This window comes from Liquorilactobacillus sucicola DSM 21376 = JCM 15457, from assembly GCF_000612445.1.
Classification (GTDB): Bacteria; Bacillota; Bacilli; order Lactobacillales; family Lactobacillaceae; genus Liquorilactobacillus; species Liquorilactobacillus sucicola.
The window spans coordinates 310,916-331,321 of record NZ_BALC01000002.1; the positions used below are offsets into that span (position 1 = coordinate 310,916).

Genomic DNA, 20,406 nt, shown 5'->3' on the forward strand with positions numbered 1-20,406 from the left:
AAAGAGATGAGAGGGGTCTATGAAAAGAACAAAACATTATCGCAACAATCTGAAAAAAATAATGATCCTGGTAACGGTGATTATTGTTGCATTTGGAACTTTTATTATTTATAGACAGCTGACAGCTCCTAAAAGAGAGGCCCAAGCAGAAGCAACAGCCTTAGCAAAAAAATATGCTAAGGTAAGGACTGTGAAGAACTTTTACTGGTATAATCGGCAGAAAACTTATTTTACAGTTGATGGTCAAAATACTGCTGGTCAAAGTGTTTATGTGGTTATTGCACAAAAGGGTGGCCAAATAAATATTTATTCTCATGACAAAGGCGTCAATGAGAGGCAAGCACGGTCGGTTGTTCAGAAGGCACATCAGCCAAGAAAAATAACTAAGGTTGCATTAGGTATGTGGCACAGAAAACCGGTATGGGAAGTAACATATCTTAACAAGTATAATCGCTTGTGCTACGACTTGATATCATTTAAAAATGGTTCAATGGTCAAAACAATTCAAAATATCTAAGATAACGAGGGTGTGAAAGATGAAAATAGCAAGCAGAGTTATGCAGGTTCAACCGTCAGCAACATTAGCTCTTTCAGCAAAAGCTAAGAAAATGACTGCCAATGGAATTGACGTCATCAACCTTGGTGTCGGGGAACCGGATTTTAATACGCCATCTAAGATCAAGCAAGCAGCCATTGATGCCATCAAGACAGGAAAATCCGATTTTTACACACCGGCAACTGGGATTATTGAGCTGAAACAGGCTATTTGTGACCGACTGCGTAAAGATTTTGCTGTTGAATACAGCACTGATCAGGTTGCAGTTACTGTTGGGGGCAAGTTTTCCTTGTATGTTCTTGCACAGACCCTGCTCGATGAGCAAGACGAAGTTTTGATTCCTTTGCCATATTGGGTCAGTTACGGTGAGCAGGTTAAACTGGCGGGAGGAAAGCCAGTCTTTGTTATGCCGGATGACGGTACTAAGGTGACAGTCGACGAACTAGAAGAGGCACGAAGCAATAAAACCCGAGCAGTTATCATTAACTCGCCTCAGAATCCATCAGGGCTGATTTATACACGTGATGAACTATTACGAATTGGCGAGTGGGCAGTTAAAAATGATGTCATTTTGATTGCAGATGATATGTATGGCAAACTTGTCTATAATGGACATGAGTTCGTCTCATTGATTGGACTAAGTCCTGAGATCAAAGACCAAACAATTCTAGTAAGTGGTTTATCGAAAGCCTACGCTATGACAGGGTGGCGTGTCGGCTATACGGTTGCACCACGAGAAGTTATTCAAAAGATGAATGTTGTTATCAGCCATGCGACCAGTAATTTAGCAGCGGTTAGTCAGTATGCGGCTTTAGAAGCATTGACAGGCGATCAAGAAGTGGTTGAAAAAATGCGTGTGCAATTTGAGAAACGGCTGAACATTATCTATCCGCAGCTTGTATCTTTACCCGGTGTGAAGCTTGTGAATAAACCTGAAGGGGCGTTTTATCTTTTCCCAAATGTTGCTGAAACGGTTAAGTTGACAGGCTTTTCATCAACTGAAGATTTTGCTGCAGCATTGCTGGAAGAAGCACATGTGGCAGTCGTAGCTGGTGCTGCATTCGGCATGCCTGAGCACATCCGTCTTAGCTATGCCACTGACTTGGACAGTTTGAATGAAGCTTTAAAAAGAATAAGGAAATTTATTGAAAAACATATGTAGGAGGCTGCGTTTTTGGAAACGATCAGTATTATTGATGCTAAGAAACATGTTAATGAAAAAGTCAAAATTGGTGTTTGGTTAACAAACAAACGCTCCAGCGGGAAGATTGCTTTTTTACAATTACGTGATGGAACGGCATTCTTTCAGGGAGTTGTTGTGAAAAACAACGTTACAGCAGAAACTTTTGCGTTAGCAAAAGAAGTTAGACAAGAAGAAAGTATGTATGTGACTGGGACCATTCACGAAGATACCCGTTCGCATTTCGGGTATGAGATCGAGATCGAAGCTATTGAACCAGTTGGCACAAGTAAGGACTACCCCATTGCACCCAAAGAACATGGAACAGACTTCTTGATGGATCACCGTCACTTATGGCTGCGTTCAAAGCGGCAATTTGCCATCATGAAGATTCGCAGTGAAATAATCAGAGCTACATACGAATTTTTCCACAAGGAAGGTTTTGTTAAGTTCGATGCACCCATATTGACTGGCTCTGCACCAGAGGGAACGACAGAGCTTTTCCATACAGAGTATTTTGATAGGGATGCTTATTTATCTCAATCAGGTCAGTTGTACGAGGAAGCAGGTGCGATGGCTTATGGCAAAGTATTCTCGTTTGGTCCGACTTTTAGGGCTGAAAAGTCTAAGACAAGGAGACATTTGATCGAGTTTTGGATGATCGAACCAGAAATGGCCTTTATGCACCAGGAAGAGAGCCTGGAGATTCAAGAACGCTATATTGCTTTTCTTGTCCAGAATGTTTTGGACAACTGTCAGTATGAGTTGAAGCTTTTAGGACGCGATCCACAGGTACTACAGCGTTATACAGAACTTCCTTATCCGCGTATTTCATATGATGAGGCAATTGAATTGCTGCAAAAGGCAGGAGACTTTCCTGATGTTAAATGGGGTAAAGATTTTGGATCTCCTGAAGAAACATATCTGGCAGAACATTTCAGCAAACCAGTGTTTGTTCTGAATTACCCTAAAGCTATTAAACCGTTTTATATGAAACCACACCCGACTCGAGAAGATGTTGTTATTTGTGCCGACCTTCTTGCGCCAGAAGGGTATGGTGAAATCATCGGCGGTTCTGAAAGGGCAACTGATCCCGCTTATCTGGAAGCACAGATTGAAAAAGCTGGACTTGATAAGGCTGATTATCAATGGTATCTTGATTTACGCCGTTATGGAAGTGTACCACATTCAGGCTTTGGTCTTGGATTAGAACGCGCAGTTACATGGATTACAGGTGAGGATCATATTCGTGAAGCGATTCCGTTCCCACGTTTATTGAATCGCATTTATCCATAATGAAGGATTGAAAAGTGGTTAGGGTAAAATCTTATCTTGGCTGCTTTTTTATAGTTGTTTTTTAATTTAAAAAGGATGGGAGCAAAAATGGATAAAATATTTCAAACATATTTGCAGGAAGGTCAGATGACGATTTCAAATCTGATTTTGCATAATTACCATTCTTTAGGAATGGACGACAGTGAGTTTGTCCTGTATCTGCAGATAGATAGTTTTATTCAGAAAGGTGAACCGTTTCCTGCTATTGAAAAAATAGCGGATAAAATGGGGAAGAGTGCGGCTGAGGTTTACCAGATGCTTCACCGTCTGATTGAAAAGAAATTAATGGAAATTAAGACTATTTCAGATGAGGACGGAAAAAAACATGATGTCTATCGTTTTGATCTGCTGCTTGAAAAAATGCTGACAAAAGAACAACAAAGAGAAGAAGTAAAATTTGATGCGGAAAATAAAGTTAGCCGCGATAAAGTTTTTAGCAGCATCGAGGTTGAATTTGGTAGGTCATTGTCGCCGATCGAATTGGAAACGATCAATCTATGGCTCGGTGAAGATCATTACGACCCGGGGCTTATTCTGTTGGCACTGCGTGAAGCAGTTTTAAACCAAGCTTACAGTTTGAAGTACATTGATCGAGTACTATTGAGTTGGGAAAGGCAACATATCAAAACAGCACAGGATGTCCAGCGCGAAAAGCAAAAAATGCGGCAGCGCAAACAAATTGATTTTTCCAATAATAAACAAAATCAACGTAGAGGTGACAAACCTGACATTCCTCTGTATCACTGGTCAGATTCTTCACAGAATGGGGATGATGAGTGATGTTAAGCAGCAAAGATACTGTCAAGGCAATTAAAATTATGAGTGAAAAGTTTCCAGACGCACGAACCTCACTTGAAGCGGATACCGATTTTCATTTTCTCTTGGCTGTTATCTTAAGTGCGCAGACTACGGATAAAGCAGTTAATTTATTGACACCGCGTTTGTTTGCTGCTTATCCTACACCTGAAACGCTAGCAGCAGCTAAGCTGGAAGATGTCATTCCATTTATTAAGTCAATCGGTCTGTATCGGAATAAGGGAAAATATCTAATTGCTTGTGCAACAGACATTGCAGCCAAATTCAATGGCCAGGTACCACGAACGCGAACAGAGTTGATGCAGCTCTCCGGAGTCGGACGTAAAACTGCGGATGTCGTGCTTGCAGAATGTTTTAATATCCCGGCGATTGCTGTAGATACACATGTGACTCGTGTTTCTAAGCGGCTGCGTATTGTTCCACAAAAGGCCGATGTACTCACGATAGAAAAAACATTGATGAAGAAGTTGCCTGAAGAACTATGGATAAAAGCACACCATTGTATGATTTTTTGGGGAAGGTATCAATGTATGGCGCGTAGTCCTCTTTGTCAAGAATGCCCGTTGCTGGCACTGTGTGCTGAAGGCCAAAAAAGGGTCATGTGAGTGAGGAATGGAAGTGTAGCAACAAAGCCCAACACGAAGTGCCTTACAAAACTTGATTTGCATGTCCAAGTTTTGTAAGGCACTTCAAAGTTGGGGAAATTTGAGTACTAACTCGAAATTACTCATAGCGAGTACTTTGCTATGAGTAATTCGAAGTTAGACGGAGAATTTTGACTTATGGAATACATTTATACGTAATAAAAGAGGAGCTGTGCCAAAATTTAACTTTTGGCACAGCTCCTTTAGTATCCAAAATATCCTCATTGTCTTCCCTAGACAACAGGTGTGGCGATGCTTTATCGACAGTCTGTTGCCAAGTTTCATCTAAGTTTGTCTAGTAGTGCGATGCGATAGATTACAAATTCTTTTACGCCGTTTTCAATTCTCAACTGATTTGTTTCTCCTTGTTCTTTTACACAGCAGCTGTTACTACTGATTGTTATTATTGCCGCCATTATTATTCCCACTGTCACTTGTCTGTTGATTATTAGACGAGGACGGGTTATTTGATGACGATGAATGTTCCTCAGAACTTGTTGAAGAAGTAGACGACGATGGTTCGGATGACGATGGCTGTTCAGACGACGATGACGAGCTGCTGCTTGTCTCGGATGACGATGATGAGCTGCTGCTTTCTTCGCTGGACGAACTATCTTCAGATGAACTATCACTGAAGAACGACGAGCTTGACATTAGTGAACTAATGCTGTCTGACGAAGATTTTGAGCTTTTCTTCGAAGATGAACTATCACCAGCTACTGATTCTGGCGAGCAGCAAGGTAGAGTTCACGAACACCATTGACAGTCTTAGTAAGAACATTGCTTGGCCGTTCCCAATCGGTATTAGTTTTACCCTGAGAAACATCTTCCATTGCGTATTTATAGAAGTAAGAAGCTATTCGAGAAGATGCCGTATCTAAATAGTTGTTTGCTTCATAGGGATGGTCGTAACCTACCCAAACAGAAATTGAATAGTGTTTCGTGTAGCCGTTGAACCAAGAGTCCATATCTGCAGAATTCGGGAACTTAGATGCAATATCTGAAGGATAACTGTTAGTTCCGGTTTTTCCTGCTTGGTATAGCCCACTGATATTAGCAAAACGACCAGTTCCTGAACTGTTTGTGACGACATCTTTCATCATATCAGTGAGCATATATGCTGTTGAAGACTGCATAACCTGTTTGCCGCTTCCAGAATAATTTTTGATCTCACCGTCATTTGTTTCAATACTGTTAATATAACTTGGCTTGTAATAAGTTCCACCATTGGCAAAGGCTGCATAAGCGGCTGCATTCTGCAGTGTAGAAGATGGTAGCCCAATTCCGTTTTGGAATTCGAGTGTTTTAGAATAATTAAAGCCTAATTTACTGATGAAGTTTTGTGCTTTAGTTATTCCTACCGCTTCCAAGGCTCTAATAGCGGGGATATTCCGCGATTGAATAATCGCATTGCGCATCGTCATAGAACCCTTGTAACTGCGGTCAAAATCGTAAAGTGAAATGTTTGAACCTGGATAGACATATGGTGTGTCTTTTATATGATGGTAGGTTGCCCAACTGAGATACTCAATCGCAGGACCATAGTCCATTAAAGGCTTAGCAGTTGATCCGTTTGTTCTATCAGTCTGCACAGCCCGATTCAGCCCATAAGTAACATCACCGGTTTTACGTCCGCCAATCATCGCGACAACTTTACCGTTGTTGGGATTGACAACCGTTGATGCCACCTGAAGCTTGTCATCAGGGTAGGCGATCGCACTGTTTGAATTAGCCAGATCATATAAGTGTTCTTGGGTTTTCATATCGATATTTGTATATATCTTCAATGAATCTTTGTATGGATCATAACCCTTTTTCTTGGCGTCATTAATGACCTCTTTAATGTATGCATCAGCGATTTTGGCTTTTTGTGATGTCTGCTGGCTCTGGTGAGTGGTGACCAAGCCATTTTTTACATCCTCGTTCTCGGCTTGTGCTGCTTGCGCAGAGCTGATTTTTTTATTAGCTACCATTGCAGAAAGAACTTCATTTCTTCGCTGCGCAGCAAGCTGAGGATTGGAGTATGGATTGTAGTCAGAAGGTGCGTTAGGAATTCCGGCTATCATGGCTGTTTGACCCAAAGAGAGTTTGTTTAAGGGTTTGCCATAATAGTAATGTGCCGCAGTTTGCATGCCGAAAGTTCCATAACCCATAAAGACCTTGTTAATGTAGAAATTAAGTATTTGGTCTTTACTGTAAGTGTTGTCAAGCTTAAGTGCCAGCCATGCCTCTTGAGCTTTTCGTTTAAAGGTTTGGTCGGAACGTTTAGTTGAGTAAAAAGATAGTTTTATAAGCTGCTGATCTAAGGTACTGCCGCCTTGCAGCCCTTCGGAAGGACTTTTAATATTTGAAAGAGCGGCACCTATGATTCGAACAGGATCGACCCCGTGATGTTTGTAGAAGCGGCGATCCTCTATTGAAACAATTGCATCCTTCAATTGTTGCGGAACATCTTGACTCTCGACCCGTTGGCGGTTTTGAGTCCCTAACGATGTAATCTTCTTATCGTTTGCATCATAGATAATGGTTGAACCTGCGCTTGATAACTTAGAATCAGTTAAGGCAGGAGCATTTTTGGCATATATGAAAAATGCGGTCGCACCTGCAGCAATAGCAATTTCCAAGAAGAGTATCAGGGTGATAATAAAACGTTTGAAATACTTCTTGAATTTACCTTCCTCAGGTTTGATTGGACGACGTTTCTTTTGAGCGCTCTTTTTATTCTGCGCAACGCGTGAATATTTAGGATCTTGATTACTCATGAATTTCTCCTTTTACAGAACGAATATTATTTATTGATCAGCTTGTCAACATAAGTGAGATACGGGATAAGTGGTTGGACATGATAATTAATTGCATAACCGAAGTCGGCGATAACTTTTTTCTCGATCGATTTTCGCCCCTTAGTCTTAGATTGGTTATCCCAATACTCAAACAAAATAGCTGCCGGCAATAAAAAAAGCTGTTGTGTAACCGAAAATTTAATAATTGTAAAACAAATTCCACCTTGTCGCGTACATGCCTTCATGTGGTTAACTTGATGCTCGTGAAAATTACTTAGTGGGAAGGAAGTTTTACTTCTAGTTTCTTTTGCCTCAAAATCAAGGTAATATCCCTTGTAGACCCCATTATAATCAGTTGTTGATGATTGTTTGAAGTAAGCTTCTTTAATTACGGCAGCACTTCTTTTAGGATAACTCACCTGAACAATCTGAATCGGCACGGGTTTTTTATGGATTACTGCAATGTCTTTTTGTAGGTAATAGGTGTTGCTTTGATTCAATTCTTCCTCCAATGACATACCACGATTTCCAAAGACAATATCGGAATTTTCGTGTTGCCTTTTTGGCTGCATTTTATCAGAGACAGATTGATGATATGCTCGACCATTTGGATAATGGAGAACCATGCTTGCATCACACTCCTATTCGACTTATTATACCAACAACGAAGAAACTTGGCAAAAATGCGTCATATACTTGTTTTATGAGCAAGAGAAATGAACATTTTTGCGATTCTTTAAATAGGCACCCTTAGAATTTAGCTAAAAATGTGTAGGGTAATGCAATTGCTTTGAGACTGTCAGTTTTGTCATTATAAGCTAAGCATTGAGATAAGCAAGTGATTTAAACAAATCGTTACAATAAAGGAGCTTGAAGATGCGTTTATGGATTACTGGATACCGTAGTTATGAACTGAATGTCTTTAAGAAGGACGATCCTAAAGTAGAAGTTCTGAAGAATGTATTGCGTGAGATGCTAATTCAAAAATTAGAAGAAGGTTTGGAGTGGTTGATCACCGGCGGACAATTAGGTGTCGAGCAGTGGAGTATTGAAGTGGCACTGGAGTTGCAGAAACAATATCCGGAGTTAAAGGTAGCAATGATACTTCCTTATAGTGATTTTGAAAAAAATTGGAAGGAAGATAAACAACTCACATTTAATGTGTTAAGGACAAAAGTAGACTTTTCTGCAAATACTAGTTCTGAACCGTATAAAGCGCCGCAACAATTGAAAAATTGGCAGCAATTTATGCTAGAACATACCGATCAAATGATGCTGATCTACGATCCTGAATTCGAGGGTAAAACAAAATATGATTACAATATGGCGAAAAAATATCAAAAAAAACAGAATTATCCTATAATTACAGTAGATATGGATCAATTACAGACAAGTGCAAATGATTATTTTGAAAGAAAAAGTGAAAATGATTTGCATTAGAAATGATATTTGATATAATAAGAAAGGTTATTGAGGAAGTTTCGAATAGGATATGAGGTGCATTTCTGTGGAGAAGATAAATTTTACGCCAAAAGACATTGTTAATAAGCATTTTAAACCAAAGATGCGTGGCTATGATCCAGCAGATGTGGATGAATTCCTTGATGATGTTATTAAGGATTATGAAACGTATTCTAAAGAAACACAGCGTTTGGAGATGGAGAATGATCGTCTCGTCAGCAAGGTTGATGAATTGACTAAGCAGCTTGCAGTTGGTAAGAGTGGACAGACTGCAAGACCTAGTGCGAGCGTCACTAACATGGATATCTTGAAACGCTTATCTAATCTTGAACGTCATGTTTTTGGCGCACAATTGAATGATGATATGAATCAGGATAATCGCTTTTAGCGAATGATTTAACTTTAATGTAGGTTTCTGGTAATCGCGGTCTGCAATTAAGCAGGCTGAGGAAAGTCCAAGCTTGCACAGGCTGAGATGTCTGTAGTGATCGTGCTTGCTGAAAAAATAAGGCAAGGTATTCCTTATGGAATAACGGCAGATAAAAGGACTAAGGCTTTTGCTATGTCTAAGTAGTCTTGAAAGTGCCACAGTGACGAAGCAATGTTGGAAACGACATTGGTGGAACGCGGTAAACCCCACGAGCAGGTAACCCAAACTTTGGTAGGGGCGCTTCATGACGGAAATGAACAAATCATGGGGGCGAGTCTTATAGGCTCGGAGATAGATGATTACCACCGATTTCGACTCCTGGGTTGAATGACGTACGGAACGTGGCTTATAGAGGCCTACATATATCAGGGAAACTGTGGCAAAACTGATGTTTTGTCACAGTTTTTTTCAGCTTTGTATATAATATTATGTAACGTAAAGAATGTTTTCTGGGACGCATATTACTTGCATACTAGGAAAAGAAGTATGGGTTGCAAGAATGAATCTCAGTTTTGCAAATAAGAGTGAAAGAATGGATTAATTATGAAAAAATTTAATTTAATAGCAACAGCAGCGGCTGGAATTGAGGGACTAGTTGGAAATGAACTGCGACACTTAGGCTACGAAGATGTTGAAGTTGAGAATAGCCGTGTTCGTTATCAAGGAACAGTTGAAGATATTATCAAAACTAACCTTTGGCTACGAACTGCTGATCGCGTTAAGATAGTCATCGCTGAATTCACAGCGAAAACATTTGACGAACTTTTTGAGCAGACAAAAGCTGTATCGTGGGATGAGTATTTAGCTTTAGACTCGGCTTTTCCTGTTGCAGGCAAATCTCAGAAGTCTATTCTGCACAGTGTGCCAGATGTTCAGGCTATCGTCAAAAAGGCAATCGTTAATAAAATGAGTGAGATTTATCATCGTCGAACACGCCTGCCAGAAACTGGTGCAACATTTCCGCTAGAAGTGGCAATCAATAAAAATCATGTGCTTTTGACTCTAGACACAACGGGTTCAAGTTTATTCAAACGCGGTTATCGAATCGAAAAGGGACCTGCTCCGTTGAAAGAAAATATGGCTGCTGCTCTAGTACTGTTAGCACATTGGTACCCTGAAAAACCCTTTGTGGATCCTGTTTGTGGTTCAGGAACGATCCCGATTGAAGCTGCGATGATTGGACACAAGATTGCTCCAGGATTCAATCGAGATTTCGTCTGCGAGAGCTGGGAATGGATTTCTAAGACAATTTCGCAAAATGTTCGTGCTGAAGCTGAGGCACAGGCAGACTACGACATTGAACTCGATATTTCTGGTTACGACATCAATGAACGAATGGTTGACATCGCTAAACTAAACGCACAAGAGGCGGGATTGCTGCACAGCATTCAGTTTAAGCAGATGGCCTTAAAGGATTTCAAAACTACTAAAGAAAATGGAATTATTGTTGCCAATCCTCCTTATGGCGAACGTTTGAACGATCAAAACGAAGTACGGAAGCTTTATCGCCAGATGGGGGATGTCTATCGTCCACTGAAAACATGGAGCAAGTATATTTTGACGAGTGATCTGCAATTTGAGACTTATTATGGGCAGCGTGCAAGCAAACGTCGCAAACTCTACAATGGTTCCTTGCGTACAGATTTATTTCAATATTGGGGACAACGGAAAAAGTATTAAGCTTAGACTAAAAAGCAGAAGATCTTGTAGAGAGAGCTCCTGCTTTTTGTTATATAGTATATAGTTAGTTTCAGGCGGGAAAAAAATGATGCAATCCTTGAATGGCTAAACTGTGTGCTCCTTTGTTGCTTTTTTCAGGAATCCAACGATTGACTACAAGTGTACATTGGTTTTGCAAATCTGCCAGCAGTGCAAGCTCATCTGGATATGACTTACTATAATTTTTTTCAATACTTGAGATCACAATTTTGCTGTCACTGTGGAAAAGAATAGTTTCCGTGGTGTCATAGTATTTAATAACGGCTTCAAACCCTTTGATTGCCGCAAGAAATTCTGCACGGTGGTTTGAAGCAAGCGGCAGTTTGTAATAGAGTTGCTGCTGCCCAGATTCGGCAACAATAAGTACGCCTGCTGCGCTTGGACCCGGATTGCCTTGGTAGCAGCATCTGTATATAATTTAATCGTTAAAATCACATCCTTAAGGGGGAAGATACAATGAAAGAAAAATTTTTTTATCAGCCTGATTTTCCGACGACCATCATCTGTTGGTCATACACTTTTATCATACTACTTTTAGGTTTTATCTTGTGGTTGGAAATTACGTTTTTTCAAGTCTGGACATTGCTTGCTCTGCTCGTCTTTCTTGCAGTTGCAGCTTTGCAGATAGTGTTGCGCAAAGTTGAGTTAACTCAAGATGAGCTGATTTTGCATACGGTTATTCCGCAGAATGCAAAAAAGTTTCGTTTGAATGACATTGAAAATGTCTCACGGAAGAGAGCTAAGCTGAGTATTCAAACTAAGTATCAAACTTATAGTTTTTTCGTAAAACCTAGCTCTGGAGAAAAACTTTACAATTCGCTTAATAGATAATCTTAATGTTCGCTTTTGAGTGCGCTGATGGGTAAAAAAGCAAAATAATAAAATAAAAATAGGCTGAATAAATGACATTGATAGATGTATAAGTTATACTATTGATTGTTAACATGTTTTATTAATTTCCTAGCAGGAGGCCAACAAGTAGTGAAAGATATTGAAATAGCACAACAAAATAAAATGAACAAAATAACAGATGTGGCAGAAAAAATCGGTTTGAAACCAGATGAGATCGAGCAGTATGGTACATATAAAGCAAAAATAAAATTGCCTGTAACTGCTAAAACAAAGACTAAGGGCAAACTGATTTTGGTTACGGCGATTAATCCCACCCCTGCAGGTGAAGGAAAATCAACAGTAACTGTCGGTTTGGGTGATGCATTCAGCTTATTAAAGAAAAAGGTCATGATTGCGCTGCGCGAACCTTCGTTAGGACCAGTGATGGGAATGAAGGGTGGGGCAACAGGTGGCGGTTTTTCGCAAGTTGTCCCAATGGAAGACATTAACCTGCATTTTACAGGTGACATGCATGCTTTGACAACCGCTAATAATACTTTAGCAGCTCTAGTTGACAATCATATTTATCAGGGAAACAAATTACATATTGACCAGCGACGGGTTATTTGGAAGCGAGTTTTGGATATCAATGATCGGGCTCTACGCCATGTTGTAATCGGAATTGGCGGTGTAACACAAGGAATTCCGCGGGAAGATGGTTTCGATATCACTGTCGCAAGTGAATTAATGGCGATTCTGTGCCTAGCTGAGGATATCGCTGATCTGAAAAAAAGAATTGGGCAGATCGTTGTCGGATATACTACTGCTAAAGAACCAGTTACAGTGGACCAATTGGGGGTTACCGGAGCGATTGCTCTGTTATTGAAAGATGCAATTAAGCCCAATCTTGTTCAAACATTAGCACATACACCAGCCATCATTCATGGGGGTCCGTTCGCTAATATTGCACATGGTTGTAATAGCGTTCTTGCAACACAGACTGCGCTGAAATTGGCGGATTATACTTTGACTGAGGCAGGTTTTGGGGCTGACTTAGGTGCTGAAAAGTTTATGGATATTAAGACGCCGGTCCTAGGCAAGACGCCTGATACGGTAGTGATTGTTGCAACTGTGCGAGCACTCAAAATGCACGGTGGGGTGGCCAAAAATGAGCTTGAAGAAGAAAATCTTGCTGCTCTTCAAAAGGGGTATGTCAACTTACAAAAACATATCGCAAGTATGAAACGTTACAATGTCCCTGTTGTTGTTGCTATTAATCAGTTCACATCAGATACTGAGGCCGAACTGGCTAAGCTGCAGCAATTATGTGCTGATGATAAAACAACAGCAGTTGTTGCTGATGTTTGGGGCAAAGGCGGTGCAGGCGCAGTCGAATTGGCTAAAAAAGTGCTTGAAACGTGTGAACAAGATAATGAATTTGCTCCGCTTTATGCAGCTGATGACGAGCTGGAAACCAAAATTGAGAAAATCGTAACTGAAATTTACGGTGGTGCCAAGGTCGAATATGGCGTAAAGCTAAGCGCCAACTGAAGCGATTTAAGGAACTGGGGTGGGATCGTCTGCCAGTATGTATGGCCAAAACGCAATATTCACTTTCTGATAATGCCAAATTCTTAGGAGCACCTAAGGACTTTACGATTCATGTGCGCGAGTTCATGCCTAAGCTCGGGGCACAATTCATTGTTGCACTGACAGGAAATGTCTTGACGATGCCCGGCTTGCCTAAGGTTCCAGCTGCAAATGGAATGGAACTTAGTGATGATGGAACGATATCAGGCTTGTACTAAAAGCAAGGATAGTTCTCGGATATATTAAGTTTTTTGCAAATTCAATTTCAAGGGCTGTGATAGAATATTCTTTCTGTCATGGCCTTTTTTGTTGCATCTTTAAGCTTTCAGGCTTTAAAAATAATCCTAAGCATGATAGATTGACATCGGACAGATAAAATATTACAGTTATTATACTTACAAAAAGTAATTAAAACGAATTGAGGGTGAGTACCGTGATTGATCCGCAAAAAATAGTTTTTGGTCTGGACTCATTTGGGGACATTCCCACAGATGACGCAAACAAATTAATGACACAGGCACAAGCTATTCGTCAGGTTGTTACTGAAGCAAAAGTTGCTGATGAACTTGGAATTGATGTAATTGCATTAGGCGAACATCATCGCTCAGAATATGCAATTTCTAGTCCTGAAACAGTACTTGCAGGAATCGCGACGCAGACGAAGCAGATTACTTTAGCATCCGGGGTGACAGTGCTTAGTTCGGATGATCCAGTGAGGGTTTATGAACGTTTTGCAACACTTGATGCGCTATCAAACGGACGTGCAGAGGTTGTTCTTGGACGTGGATCATTTACCGAATCATTTCCATTATTTGGCTATGATTTGAGCGATTATGATTTACTTTTTGAAGAAAAAATAAATCTTTTTTCACGGCTGCTGGAAGAAGGTACAATTACGTGGTCCGGCAAGACACGTGCTGCACTGGATGGCATTGAAGTTTTTCCTAAGACAGAAAAGGGTCACTTAGCTACACGAGTGGCGGTCGGCGGTTCACCTGAATCAGTCGTTCGTGCTGCACGCTATGGTTTTCCAATAACTTTAGCAATAATTGGCGGTTCACCCAAGCGCTTTACATCTTATGTCAAGCTTTATCAAAAAGCAGCTCAAAAGTTTGGCACACAGACGGCTCCAATTGCTTTTCATTCGCATGGTGTGATTGCTGACAGTGATGAAGAAGCTATGACGCTGGCTTGGGAACATATTCGTAAAAGCATGGTTCGGATTGGTAATGAACGAGGCTGGGTTCCAATGTCGCGTACACAGTTTGAACAGGAAGTTAAACAAGGATCTATTTATGCGGGTTCTCCGGAAACAGTTGCGCAAAAATTAGCGGCAGCAATCAGACAATTAGGTGCTGGCCGTTTTGAACTAGCATATGGTGCGGGGGAATTAGCGGCTACAAAGAGGCTGCGTACGATTGAACTATATGCGACTAAAGTAATTCCACGTGTGCGTGAAATTTTAGCTGAGGAGTGAAGAAAGTGGCAGAGACTCTTGGAATTTTAGGTGCAGGCAAATTAGGAACTGTACTGGGACAGCTGGCAGTAGCTGCGGGCTATAATGTTTTGATAGCGGGTTCCGGCAGCAAGGAAAAGATTGAACTGACAGTAGAAACGCTTGTGCCCCAGGCAGTTCCAACTACAGCTGCCGTGGCTTGCCAGCAAGCAGATACCATAATACTTGCGCTTCCACTAGGCAAGTATCTGACTTTATCGCCATCAGCTTTAGCTGGTAAGACGGTTATCGATGCAATGAACTATTGGTGGGAAGTTGATGGACCACGACCGGATTTAACGGATCCGCATCGTTCTTCAAGCGAACTGGTTGCAGCTTTTCTTAAGAAGAGTCATGTTGTCAAAGCTTTTAATCATATCGGCTACCATGATCTGTTTGATGAACCGCGTCCGCATGGTCAAGCGGGAAGAAAGGCGGTCGCCATTGCAGGCGATGAACAAAAATACGTTGAGAAAGCAGCTGAATTAGTCGAAAGGTTCGGATTTGACCCGGTTTACGCTGGACCCTTAGCTGCGGGAATCAGGATGGAACCAGGAAGTGCTGTTTTTGGTGCTAATGTTGCTGCAGATGAACTAAAAAAATTACTGGCAGATTTTGAAAAGACGAAACGTGGCAAAGAGGTTTTTCTTGCTCGTAAGAAGGCTGAGAGAAATTAGCACAAATTTGACTGACAGTTAACAAGTTGGAATTTTGCCTTTGGCGACTCCAGCTTGCTTTTTTATACATAATGCCGAATGCTCAGTCACTTAGCCGCAAAGTTTTAATTAGACGGTGTCTTGAATCAATTGATAAAAAGTTGCTTCAAGGTAACGATAGCTAGTATGTTAAAAAAGTAACGATTTGAAAGGTGATATTTATGAAAAAAGGCGTCTTATTAATTAATTTAGGAACTCCTAAAACACCAACTAAAAGGGATGTGCGGACATATCTAAAACGTTTTTTGGGTGACCAGCGTGTCATTGACATGCCTAGATGGCAGTGGAAACCGATTCTGAATCTGATGATTCTACCACATCGTCCCGCTAAGTCGGCTGAACTATACCGAAAGATATGGTCAGAACAACAAGGATCACCGCTTCAATATTATACTGAACAGCAAACGAAGAAATTACAGAGGCATCTTCCGGAATATACTGTCAAATATGCAATGAGCTACAGCAAGCCTTTTATTGCGGATGTACTGGAGTCCTTTGAAACCGAGCATATTGACGCATTGACAATTATTCCTCTTTACCCACAGTATTCGACAACGACTGTTGGTTCAGTGGTTGATGATATCAATCAATTTTATTACCAGCGTGCGCGTATCCCGTCTTTACATATTATTACTGACTTTTGCAGTACGAAAGAATATATACGGTTACTATCGAATAAAGTCAAAAACATCTACACTTCATTCAAACCTGATAAAGTAATTTTTTCGTATCATGGTATTCCTGTCAGTTATATTGCTAAAGGCGACCCTTATCAAGACCGCTGCAATCTGACAACTAAGCTGATCATGGAACAGCTGGGAGATATCCCTTATATTCAGACATATCAGTCTCGATTTGGTCCGGCTGAGTGGCTGACTCCAGCAACTGATGCAACATTAAAAGAGCTGCCAGCTAAAGGAAATAAAAAAGTTTTGGTAGTTTCGCCTAGCTTTGTTTCTGACTGTCTGGAGACACTCTATGAATTGGATATTGAAAATCGGGCTTATTTTTTGGAAAATGGTGGAACTGAGTTTAAAATGTTGTCTGCTTTAAATGATGACGAGGCATTTATTGATGTTTTAGAACAATTGGTGCGTAAACCGTAAGTAGAAAAAAGCTGATCTTAACGCATTTAATGTCATTATTGCAGATAGCGGTAGGGTAAAAGATAATTATTGGGATGCTGCATACAATAAATTTCATAAAAGAAACTAATGGCATAAGTTAAATGACTCATATTAGAGAATTTTACTTATGCTTTTTTGTGTTAACCAAGTTGACATAAGCACTTTGTTTAAGTAATATAGTTTAGTAAGTTAACTAAAACAATTTAAAAAATGGAGGGCGGTTATGGTTGATTTAAAAAAAGCCTATTATAGTCTTTATGACAAAATAATGGCTGAACAGCTTAAGCAAGAAAGTGCACTGAAAATACCTTTTGAAAACATTACTCCAAATGATGAGTTTTATTTGGATATCTTGTATCGACACAAAGGGATAACTTTATCAGAGTTTGCAAGCCTAGCAAAAGTTACCAAGCCCGGGGCAACTCACATTATTACTAGATTTGAAAAATTAGGTGCTGTATATCGTACACAATCAAGCACGGATAAACGTGTCTATCATTTGGAATTAAACAGTGCACTCATAACCTATTATCAGAAGAGCTATCAGATCTTTGATGATATCTTCCGAAAGATGGAATTGTGCTTGAAGCCTGATGAAGTTTCGTTCCTAATTGATTTATTTAAAAAAATGGAGGGCGTGTTATGAATATTCATTTAAAAAAAGTTGAACAAAATGCACTGCTTTTCAGCGCTTCTACTAATTTTGTAATGGCTGTAGCGGGTGTCATCGCATTTCACAGCACTCACATTCAAGCGATTTTTCTAGACGCTTATTTTTCAGTAATCGCGATGCTGTCGAGCTTTGCAGCAATCTTTATTTCGCATTTCAGTGGCAGAAAGACTGCACATTTTCCACGTGGATTGTATATGCTTGAACCCTTGTATGGAATGTTTAAAGCTCTTTTCTCACTAATAATAACGATAATTGCAGTATGCGGAAGCATTCGTGCATTGGTGGTCTATATAGTAATGGGGGTTGGCGAACGGCTGGAATTAGGACCAGTGCTGCTTATACATTAGTTATGATCGCGATGAGTTTTGCATTGGCTTATTATTGCCGCAAAAAGAATCACAGTATTATGAATGCTAGTACTATGTTGCTCGCAGAAAGTAAAATTGCATTTATGGACGGTATTTTGTCTGTCGGTGTTGGCTTGGGGATCATATTAGCTTATTTTTTGGGAACTTTCCAACCCTTTAAATTTATAATGTTTATTGGTGATTCGCTGATCACACTTCTTTTAGTAGCATTGACAATAAAAGAACCACTTAAATTGCTATGGCGAAGTTTTGTTGAATTTGCCCATGGAACGATTACAGACAAAAAAATCAATGATGACATTAGAAATGTTTTGAAGAAGAGGTTAACTGGCACTGTGAAAAATTTCAATTTCGAAGTTGTCAAGATAGGCATGAGATGGAATATTAAGGTTTTTTTGCATAAAATTCCTGTACAAGTTGGTGTTGATGGTTTGACAAAATTCAAGAAAGAAATTGAAAGTGATCTCAAAGACAGGTACGAGAATCTTAACGTCACGTTTTTGTTAGCGTAAGCGGAGTCAGTTAGAAAATATTTTTGGAGAGTTCTGATTATTGTTGTATAATAGGGACTCAAGTTCAGCTTGAGTGGACAAAAAATGAAAAGAGGTGCCCTCCAGTAATGGTGATTTATTTTCTGCTGATATGCGCAATAGTTTTGCTCGATCAGCTAGTGAAATTCTATGTCGTGCATAATGTCCCGCTTAATACAAGCTATGCTTTCATTCATCATGTTTTAGGGATCGCACATATTCGAAATTATGGAGCAGCGTGGAATATCTTTACAGGGCAAAGATGGCTGCTTTTTATCATAACAATCGTCGCGCTCGGAGTTTTGGGCTATCTCTTCAAAAAAATGTGGACCAACTGGATGTATGCATTGGGGATTAGTTTTATTATTGGCGGTACAATTGGTAATTTTATTGACCGGATTCGGTTAGGGTATGTCGTTGACATGTTTCAACTGCTGTTTGTTAATTTTCCGGTTTTTAATGTTGCCGATGCTGCACTGAGCATAGGAGTGGTGATTTTTCTGATTGCATTACTGCGAGATGATAACAATGACTGAACAGAAGAAAGTTACTTCGCAAGTAGGAAGAATTGATAAGGCAGCTGCTGAACTATTTCCGAATTATTCGCGTTCACAGCTTAAACAATGGATTTTGACTGGTAATTTGTTGGTAAATGGACAAAAAATCAAACCAAAATACCGTGTCAAAGAGGAAGATCTGCTCGAATTAGACCGTCCAGCCGTTCAAAATATTGCGGTTGAACCAGAGAATATTCCACTTGATATTGTATATGAAGATGCTGATGTACTGGTGGTCAATAAACCGCAAGGAATGGTTGTCCATCCTGCGCCAGGTCATCCGAAACATACATTGGTCAATGCGTTACTATACCATTGCCCCTTGTCAACGATAAACGGCGAATATCGTCCAGGAATCGTCCATCGCATTGATAAGGATACATCAGGATTGTTGATGGTTGCCAAGAATGATTTGGCGCATCGTAATTTGGCCTTGCAATTGAAGCATAAAAGCAATGTGCGCGAGTACATGGCACTTGTCCATGGAAGAATCAAACCGGATAAGGGCAAGATCGATGCTCCTTTAGGGCGCTCGCCCAAGGATCGGAAAAAGCAGGCAGTTGTTGCGGGCGGGCGGCATGCTGTGACCCACTTCGAGGTGTTGAAACGCTATCGCAACTATTCGCTAGTAAAATGTATTTTGGAGACGGGGCGGACTCATCAAATTCGGGTGCATATGAAATATATTGGTCATCCGTTAGTTGGTGATCCGCTTTATGGGCCAAGTAAAACTATTAAGGGAAATGGTCAATTTCTGCATGCCGGCAAACTTGGTTTTGAACATCCAGTCACGCATGAAAAAATGATTTTTGAAGTTCCGCTGCCTGATGTTTTTGCAAAAACACTAAAGACACTTGACAAAGCGGATGCTATTTAGTAAATTAAGATGTAATAAAGGTCCTTTAAAGATAGTCCAGTGAGGCTAAGAAGGCAGCGTCTTGTTTGAGCTCGGAATAAAGACATCAGTCTGGCCACTTAGTCTATCGCTAAGTGGTTTTTTTATTGGATAAAAGGGGAGAAAAAAATGGCAAAAGAAGTTATTGATTCAATGGCAATGAAACGCGCCTTGACAAGAATGACTTATGAAATCATTGAGAAGAATAAAGGGATTGATGATTTGGTATTGGTCGGAATAAAAACACGTGGGATATATCTGGCGCATCGAATCGCAGAGCGCCTCAAACAATTAGAGGCAGCAGAAGTTCCTGTTGGTGAATTAGATATTTCACTTTATCGCGATGACCGCCATGATTTATCACAGAAAAAAGATCCTGTGGTCAATTCATCCAAGCTGGGGATTGATATAACCGATAAACAGGTTATTTTGGTGGACGATGTGTTGTTCACGGGTCGAACTATTCGAGCAGCGCTTGACGCTTTGATGGATCAAGGCAGGCCTCAAAAAATCAATGTTGCGGTTTTAGTTGATCGTGGCCATCGCGAATTGCCAATTCGCGCAGACTTTGTTGGCAAGAATATTCCGACATCTCTTAATGAACAGATCTCAGTGTCGGTAGAGGAAATTGATCAGAAAGATGCGATTGAGATCAAAGAAATTTGAGTGGTACAACCATTTTAATTGACTCCAGAGAGGG

Annotated in this window: 20 protein-coding genes, 1 other RNA gene and 2 pseudogenes; 20 read left to right on the top strand and 3 right to left on the bottom strand. The window is 40.3% G+C overall.

Annotated features, from left to right (window positions below; all coding sequences use genetic code 11):
* Positions 1 to 19 precede the first annotated feature (19 nt).
* The 5 genes from JCM15457_RS04725 (at position 20) to nth (ending at position 4,492) form a co-directional block, all read left to right on the top strand.
* A complete protein-coding gene (locus JCM15457_RS04725; RefSeq protein ID WP_034988153.1) occupies positions 20 to 517 on the top strand; it encodes a cell wall elongation regulator TseB-like domain-containing protein in 498 nt (165 codons plus the stop codon).
* A 19-nt stretch (positions 518 to 536) separates the two neighbouring features.
* Positions 537 to 1,718 carry a pyridoxal phosphate-dependent aminotransferase gene (locus JCM15457_RS04730; protein ID WP_034988156.1) on the top strand — a complete coding sequence of 394 codons (1,182 nt, stop codon included), beginning with the start codon at positions 537 to 539 and terminating at the stop codon, positions 1,716 to 1,718.
* A gap of 12 nt (positions 1,719 to 1,730) precedes the next feature.
* Positions 1,731 to 3,032: an asparagine--tRNA ligase gene (gene asnS / locus JCM15457_RS04735; protein ID WP_034988157.1), complete on the top strand. Its 1,302-nt coding sequence runs from the start codon at positions 1,731 to 1,733 to the stop codon at positions 3,030 to 3,032.
* Between the two features lie 87 nt (positions 3,033 to 3,119).
* Positions 3,120 to 3,851 (top strand): DnaD domain protein, encoded by a 732-nt coding sequence (locus tag JCM15457_RS04740; protein WP_034988159.1) that lies wholly within the window; start codon positions 3,120 to 3,122, stop codon positions 3,849 to 3,851.
* Entirely contained in the window at positions 3,851 to 4,492 is a 642-nt protein-coding gene (nth, locus tag JCM15457_RS04745) for an endonuclease III (RefSeq protein WP_034988161.1), read from the top strand. Before JCM15457_RS04740 ends, nth begins: the two co-directional genes overlap by 1 nt.
* Before the next feature lie 429 nt (positions 4,493 to 4,921).
* Here the strand turns inward: nth and JCM15457_RS04750 are convergent.
* Positions 4,922 to 7,293: pseudogene (locus JCM15457_RS04750) on the bottom strand (transglycosylase domain-containing protein).
* Between the two features lie 26 nt (positions 7,294 to 7,319).
* Entirely contained in the window at positions 7,320 to 7,940 is a 621-nt protein-coding gene (recU, locus tag JCM15457_RS04755; protein WP_034988163.1) for a Holliday junction resolvase RecU, read from the bottom strand.
* Between the two features lie 250 nt (positions 7,941 to 8,190).
* Here recU and JCM15457_RS04760 point away from each other — a divergent pair, with 250 nt between their 5' ends.
* From JCM15457_RS04760 to JCM15457_RS04770, 4 genes are all read left to right on the top strand, one after another.
* A complete protein-coding gene (locus tag JCM15457_RS04760) occupies positions 8,191 to 8,754 on the top strand; it encodes an SLOG family protein (RefSeq protein WP_034988164.1) in 564 nt (187 codons plus the stop codon).
* A 67-nt stretch (positions 8,755 to 8,821) separates the two neighbouring features.
* Entirely contained in the window at positions 8,822 to 9,163 is a 342-nt protein-coding gene (gene gpsB / locus JCM15457_RS04765; RefSeq protein WP_034988165.1) for a cell division regulator GpsB, read from the top strand.
* Between the two features lie 22 nt (positions 9,164 to 9,185).
* Positions 9,186 to 9,559, top strand: an RNA gene (gene rnpB / locus JCM15457_RS11905) — RNase P RNA component class B.
* A 189-nt stretch (positions 9,560 to 9,748) separates the two neighbouring features.
* Complete coding sequence (locus tag JCM15457_RS04770; RefSeq protein ID WP_034988168.1) at positions 9,749 to 10,885, top strand: THUMP domain-containing class I SAM-dependent RNA methyltransferase; 1,137 nt, start codon at positions 9,749 to 9,751, stop codon at positions 10,883 to 10,885.
* 70 nt (positions 10,886 to 10,955) lie between these two features.
* On the opposite strand, the gene JCM15457_RS04775 is transcribed toward JCM15457_RS04770, so the two are convergent.
* The gene (locus JCM15457_RS04775; protein ID WP_369384614.1) at positions 10,956 to 11,342 is read right to left on the bottom strand and encodes a reverse transcriptase-like protein; all 387 of its coding nucleotides are present in this window, start codon (positions 11,340 to 11,342) and stop codon (positions 10,956 to 10,958) included.
* 38 nt (positions 11,343 to 11,380) lie between these two features.
* On the opposite strand from JCM15457_RS04775, the gene JCM15457_RS04780 reads away from it, so the two are divergent.
* The 11 genes and pseudogenes from JCM15457_RS04780 to pyrR all read left to right on the top strand — a co-directional run bounded on the left by JCM15457_RS04780 (position 11,381) and on the right by pyrR (position 20,372).
* Positions 11,381 to 11,755, top strand: a complete 375-nt coding sequence (locus JCM15457_RS04780) for an EbsA family protein (protein ID WP_034988169.1) — start codon at positions 11,381 to 11,383, stop codon at positions 11,753 to 11,755.
* A gap of 150 nt (positions 11,756 to 11,905) precedes the next feature.
* A pseudogene (locus JCM15457_RS04785) lies at positions 11,906 to 13,563 on the top strand (formate--tetrahydrofolate ligase).
* Positions 13,564 to 13,778: 215 nt separating this feature from the next.
* Positions 13,779 to 14,822 (top strand): Atu2307/SP_0267 family LLM class monooxygenase, encoded by a 1,044-nt coding sequence (locus JCM15457_RS04790; protein WP_034988171.1) that lies wholly within the window; start codon positions 13,779 to 13,781, stop codon positions 14,820 to 14,822.
* Between the two features lie 5 nt (positions 14,823 to 14,827).
* A complete protein-coding gene (locus tag JCM15457_RS04795) occupies positions 14,828 to 15,517 on the top strand; it encodes an NADPH-dependent F420 reductase (protein ID WP_034988172.1) in 690 nt (229 codons plus the stop codon).
* Positions 15,518 to 15,717: 200 nt separating this feature from the next.
* A complete protein-coding gene (hemH, locus tag JCM15457_RS04800; RefSeq protein WP_034988173.1) occupies positions 15,718 to 16,662 on the top strand; it encodes a ferrochelatase in 945 nt (314 codons plus the stop codon).
* 244 nt (positions 16,663 to 16,906) lie between these two features.
* A complete protein-coding gene (locus JCM15457_RS04805; protein ID WP_034988175.1) occupies positions 16,907 to 17,329 on the top strand; it encodes a MarR family winged helix-turn-helix transcriptional regulator in 423 nt (140 codons plus the stop codon).
* Complete coding sequence (locus JCM15457_RS04810) at positions 17,326 to 17,703, top strand: cation efflux transmembrane domain-containing protein (RefSeq protein WP_034988176.1); 378 nt, start codon at positions 17,326 to 17,328, stop codon at positions 17,701 to 17,703. Before JCM15457_RS04805 ends, JCM15457_RS04810 begins: the two co-directional genes overlap by 4 nt.
* Positions 17,616 to 18,236 carry a cation efflux transmembrane domain-containing protein gene (locus JCM15457_RS04815; protein ID WP_081778186.1) on the top strand — a complete coding sequence of 207 codons (621 nt, stop codon included), beginning with the start codon at positions 17,616 to 17,618 and terminating at the stop codon, positions 18,234 to 18,236. Before JCM15457_RS04810 ends, JCM15457_RS04815 begins: the two co-directional genes overlap by 88 nt.
* Before the next feature lie 107 nt (positions 18,237 to 18,343).
* A complete protein-coding gene (gene lspA / locus JCM15457_RS04820) occupies positions 18,344 to 18,790 on the top strand; it encodes a signal peptidase II (RefSeq protein ID WP_034988181.1) in 447 nt (148 codons plus the stop codon).
* Complete coding sequence (locus JCM15457_RS04825; protein ID WP_420836012.1) at positions 18,774 to 19,688, top strand: RluA family pseudouridine synthase; 915 nt, start codon at positions 18,774 to 18,776, stop codon at positions 19,686 to 19,688. Before lspA ends, JCM15457_RS04825 begins: the two co-directional genes overlap by 17 nt.
* A gap of 147 nt (positions 19,689 to 19,835) precedes the next feature.
* The gene (pyrR, locus tag JCM15457_RS04830) at positions 19,836 to 20,372 is read left to right on the top strand and encodes a bifunctional pyr operon transcriptional regulator/uracil phosphoribosyltransferase PyrR (RefSeq protein WP_034988184.1); all 537 of its coding nucleotides are present in this window, start codon (positions 19,836 to 19,838) and stop codon (positions 20,370 to 20,372) included.
* Positions 20,373 to 20,406 lie beyond the last annotated feature (34 nt).